A 4525-nucleotide genomic window follows, 5' to 3' on the forward strand; every position below is an offset into this window, starting at 1 on the left:
GTCTTCTGTGACGATGTCCTCGCCACGGCGATTCTCGATCGCGTACTTCATCATTGTGAAGTGCTCTCGATCAACGGACCGAGCTATCGGCTGAAACACCGACTCACCGCGATCGAAGGAGGTAGCACCACCGTGGCATGATCGGCCCGCCAGCCTCGCCACGTCAGGTCGTACCTGCCTCGGCACATGGGGTCGTACGCGGACAAGGGGGTCAGTGCCAGTCCAGGCAGACCGCGGTGGCGTCGTCGGCGAGGTCACCGCCGCGGTGGTCGAGCACGGCGCGGGTGAGGTGGCGGACGAACTCCGCAGGCGGCAGGTGCGCCAGGCTGGTGAGGAGTTGTTTGACGTGTGGGGTGCCGAACGGGGGAGCGCCGCGGTGGTGGGCTTCGGTGATCCCGTCGGTGAGCAGCAGCAGCCGGTCACCGGAGCGCAGCGGCAACGTGTGTTCCTGGTAGACGGTGGCTCGGTCCAGGCCCAGTGGGAGGTCTGGGGGCAGCTGCACGGTCTCGACCAGCCCGTCGCGCAGTAGCAGCGGTGCCGGGTGTCCGGCGTTGAGTAACCGTGCCGACCCTGTCGGCGCGTCGATTTCCAACAGGAGCCCGGTGACGAACTCCGCGCCGGGGAACTGTTCGACGAGGTGCTGGTTGGCGGCGGCGGCTTGGGCGCAGATGTCCTCGCCTCGGCGGCGCAGGTTGCGCATGGCGGTGACCGCGAGGCTGCCCAGCAGCGCGGCGCGTAGTCCGTGTCCGACCGCGTCGGTGACGGTGATGGTCAGTCGGGTGGCGCTGACCGCGTAGTCGAAGGTGTCGCCGCCGATGTCGTAGGTCGGTTCCAGGGCGCCGGCGATGGAGAACGCGGGTAGCTCGTAGGCCAGCACCGGTAGCAGTTCCCACTGGATCTCCGCGGCCAGCCCGAGGTCTTTGCGGCGGCGCAGCATCTCGAAGCGGTCGGTGTAGCGGCGGGCCACGACCAGCACGTGGGCCAGTACCCGGGCGGCGTCGGACAACAGCTCGGTGACCGCCGGTGTGAGCTGTGCGACCGCGACCATCAGCACCCCTAGACGCTCGGTGCGGACGGTGACCGGTACATACACCACGACCTCACCCGGGTCCGGACTCTGCTCCGTTCCGGCGGGTGCGGGATCGCGCACCACCCGCTGCTCGCGGTAGGCGGTCCCGGCCGGCCCGTCCGCCACGGTGTGCGGGCGCCCCGGTGACGTTCCGCTCCCGCGCCCGGGTACCGGTTCTAGGACCGTCTGGCTGTAGTCCACCAGCAGCAGCCCGCTCCACCGGGCGCCGACCCGTCGGGCCAGCCACGCCTGGCACACCTCCACGAGCTCGTAGGGTGTCGCGGTGTCGAGCTGCCCGACCAGGTCGCCCAGCAACTCCTGCTCGGTGCGCGGCTCGGGATGGCCCGCCATGATCGGCTCCTCTCTGGTGGGCACTCCGCCGGTCACCGGCCGATCAGGCTACGGCGGCCGATGAGGTGATCTCCTGCGCGGGTGGTCGTCCGGCCAGACTTCCTCGGGGCTGGGGTGAGTCCTGGCCGCGTGGAAGGCCGGGCGTCGGTGCGGTAAGGGGGGCGTGGGATCGGCGCCGGCGCCGCACGCCGGGTTGGGCTATGCCGATCTGGCCGGGGTCGCCACCCGCACGTTGGTCAGACCCACCGCGGCCTCCCACCTCATCAATTGTCGGCGATCAGCTAATTCCCCAGGGCTGCGATCAAGTTATTCCCCAGGGCCCGGCCCGTGGTGATGTTCTACTCGGTGGTCTGCTTCGGGTCCAGGGTGGAGCGGCCGGGGCGCTTGTTCGGGCGGTAGCTGGGGCCGTTCATCAGGACTTGGTGGCTGGTGTTGATCAGTCGGTCGAGCAGGGACTCGGCGACGACGGGGTTGGGGAACAGCGGATACCAGTCGACCGGTGATCTGTTCGAGGTCAGCACCAGTGATCGTCCTGAGCGTTCGTTGATCAGCTCGTAGAGGTCGTCGGCCTGGCCGGCGGTCAGCTCGCGCATGGCGAAGTCGTCGAGGATCAACACGTGCGGGCGGGCGAGCTCGCGCAGCCGTCGTTCCCAGCTGCGGTCGGCGTGCCCACCGGCGAGGTCGGCCAGCACCCGGCTGGTCTTGGCGAATCGGACCTCGGCGCTGTGGCGGATGGCCATGTGCCCCAGCGCCTGGGCGACGTAGGTCTTCCCGACCCCGACCGGCCCGTAGAGGATCACCGACTCTCCGGCATGGAGCCAGCGCAGCGCAGCCAGGTCGCGGATCTGCGCGGCGGGCAGTTTCGGGTTGGCGGCGAAGTCGACCCCTTCGAGGGTGACCTGTTCCTCGAACCGGGCCCGGCGCAGCCGCCGGGCCATCCCGACCTGGTCGCGGCGGCTGATCTCGTCCTGGCAGAGGACCTGCAGGAACTCCAGGTGACCCAGCTCGCCGACGCGGGCCTGGACCAGGCGGGCGTCGAGGGTCTCGAGCATCCCGGACAGCTTCAACGCGCGCAGGGTGTCGCGTAGTGCGGCTTCCACGATCATCGCTGGCCCCGGATCATCGCTGGCCCCGGCGGCTGCGCCCGGTCGTCCCGGTGGCCGCGACGGCGTCGACCGTGGTGGTCGTGTCCGGCGGGTTCGCGATCTGCGCGGTGGCCGACGTGCTGGTGGAGGTGCTGGTGAGGGGGACGACGTTGGCGAACAGGCCCTCGGGGCCGTGCAGGTGTGCCGCGGCGCCGCCGTCCCCGGTGGCGCGGGCGGCGGGTTCGCTCTCGGTGCCGGCGAGCAGGATCCCCTTGATGGTGCGGTAGGACGGATCACCGACCGCGACGGCCAGCGCGCAGGCGCGCTCGAGGCGGCCGGTGCCGTATTTGGTGGCCAGCCCGAGCACGCCTTGCGCGGCGCGCAGCCGGAACAGGGCGTTGACCTCCAACAGCTCGGCGATCACGGCGGTGGCCGATGGTCCGACCATCGCGGCTTGTTCCCGACACCAGGTCGGGGTGCGCATGTGGAAGCGATCTTCTCGGGTGGGTAGTCGCCGGTGTGGGTCTGCTTGCCCCGCGGCTTGGCGATGTGGGTTTTGACCAGCGCCCCGTCGTGGAACACCTGCACCGTGTGCGCGGTCGCGCGGGCGTCGACATGCTGACCGATCAGCCGCCACGGCACCGAGTAGAGCGTCTTGCCGACCTTGATGTGGATGTCCGGGCCGGCCTTGGGTCGCGACCAGGAGGCCAGCTCGAACTGGCTGCGCGGCAGCGCCAACAGCGCCGGCTGCTCGACCGTAGCGAACACGACGCCCGGCGCGGCCCCGTCCAACGCCCGACAGGCCCGGGTGCCGGCGACCTCGACGCACCAGCGCAGAGCGTCGGCCTGCATCCCGGCCAGCGAGGTGAACTCGCGGCCGCGCCAGAAGCTGTCGCGGACATAGGGCATCGGGCGTTCGACCCGCGGTTTGTCCCGGGGCTTGCGGGCGCGCGCGGGGTCGATCAGCACGCCGTAGTGCGCGGCGAGCTCGCCGTAGGAGCGGTTGAGCTGCGGATCGTAGAGATCCGGGCGCTCGACCCCGGTCTTGAGGTTGTCGGGCACCAACCTCACGGGGGCGCCACCGAAGAACACGAACGCGTCCACCGTCGCCTGGGTCCAGGCCTGCTGGTCCATGGTCAGGACCGGGCGCACGAACATGTGCCGCAAACAGGCCAGCACCATCACGAACGCCCACACCGCCCGACGCCGCCCCGTCTGCGGGTCGCACCACATGCCCAACTTGCCGTAGTCGACCTGACCCTCGGCGCCGGGCTCGACCTCGTCCGGGCGCAACACCCGCACCTGATCGCGGCGGGCCTGCTCAGGCAGATTCGCCCGCACCCACCGGCGCAGGCTGGCCACCGAGGCCTCCAGCCGGTGCTCGTCATGCAGCCGCTGATGGATCGTCGCCACGGTCACCCCCTGGTTCAACTGCTCGTAGATGTAGTCGCGGTGGGCCTCGATCGCCGGCCACGACACTGCCGCAACCGCGTGTCGACCAGCTCCGGGAACCACTCCCGCACCCGCCCCGCCCACTCACTACTCGACACCGGCGGCCCGCCCGGGCTGAACCCGCCCGCCTCGGCCGGGGCCACGTACTTGCGCGCCGTCTTGCGGTCCACCCCCAACGACTCAGCCAACACGGTCTTCGGCCGGCCCGCATACCAGTGGACCAAGATCTCGGTCACGTCGATCACGGTGAAACTTCTCCTCGCCATCGGCTGTCCCTCGCCTCGAACACCTGGTCGAGGCGAGGCTCGGCACTACGAGGGCCAGACCCCCGGCGACACGCCGCGCGGCATACGTCGTCCCCATGGGGAATTCCGTGATCGGGGTGGGGAATTACGTGATCGCGAGACCGCTACCACTGGGGAATTTCTTGATCGCCGACAGCGTTTCAGCTTCGAGAAGTGTGGGTTGCGTGCGATGAGCAATGTCCCGTCGAACATGTCGAGGGCTTCCTGACCCCGCGGTATCGCGCTGAGCACTGGCCCGAAGAACGCCACACCGTCTACGCCTG

The 4525-nt window shown here is 69.9% G+C and carries 3 protein-coding genes and 2 pseudogenes; 1 reads left to right on the plus strand and 4 read right to left on the minus strand.

Annotation, left to right across the window (positions count from 1 at the left end; translation table 11 throughout):
* Positions 1–141: ATP-binding protein (locus tag JWR81_RS13355; RefSeq protein ID WP_297651145.1), on the plus strand; the 141-nt coding region annotated here is incomplete at its 5' end.
* A gap of 70 nt (positions 142–211) precedes the next feature.
* Here JWR81_RS13355 and JWR81_RS13360 read toward each other — a convergent pair.
* From JWR81_RS13360 to JWR81_RS13375, 4 genes and pseudogenes are all read right to left on the minus strand, one after another.
* Entirely contained in the window at positions 212–1420 is a 1209-nt protein-coding gene (locus tag JWR81_RS13360; protein WP_297651141.1) for a PP2C family protein-serine/threonine phosphatase, read from the minus strand.
* A gap of 338 nt (positions 1421–1758) precedes the next feature.
* On the minus strand, positions 1759–2526 hold the full coding sequence (istB, locus tag JWR81_RS13365; protein ID WP_297651143.1) for an IS21-like element helper ATPase IstB: 768 nt from the start codon (positions 2524–2526) through the stop codon (positions 1759–1761).
* A 13-nt stretch (positions 2527–2539) separates the two neighbouring features.
* A pseudogene (gene istA / locus JWR81_RS13370) lies at positions 2540–4202 on the minus strand (IS21 family transposase).
* 189 nt (positions 4203–4391) lie between these two features.
* Positions 4392–4525, minus strand: a pseudogene (locus JWR81_RS13375) (disulfide bond formation protein DsbA); the annotation flags it as partial.

The organism is Pseudonocardia sp., assembly GCF_025965585.1.
Taxonomy (GTDB): Bacteria; Actinomycetota; Actinomycetes; order Mycobacteriales; family Pseudonocardiaceae; genus Pseudonocardia.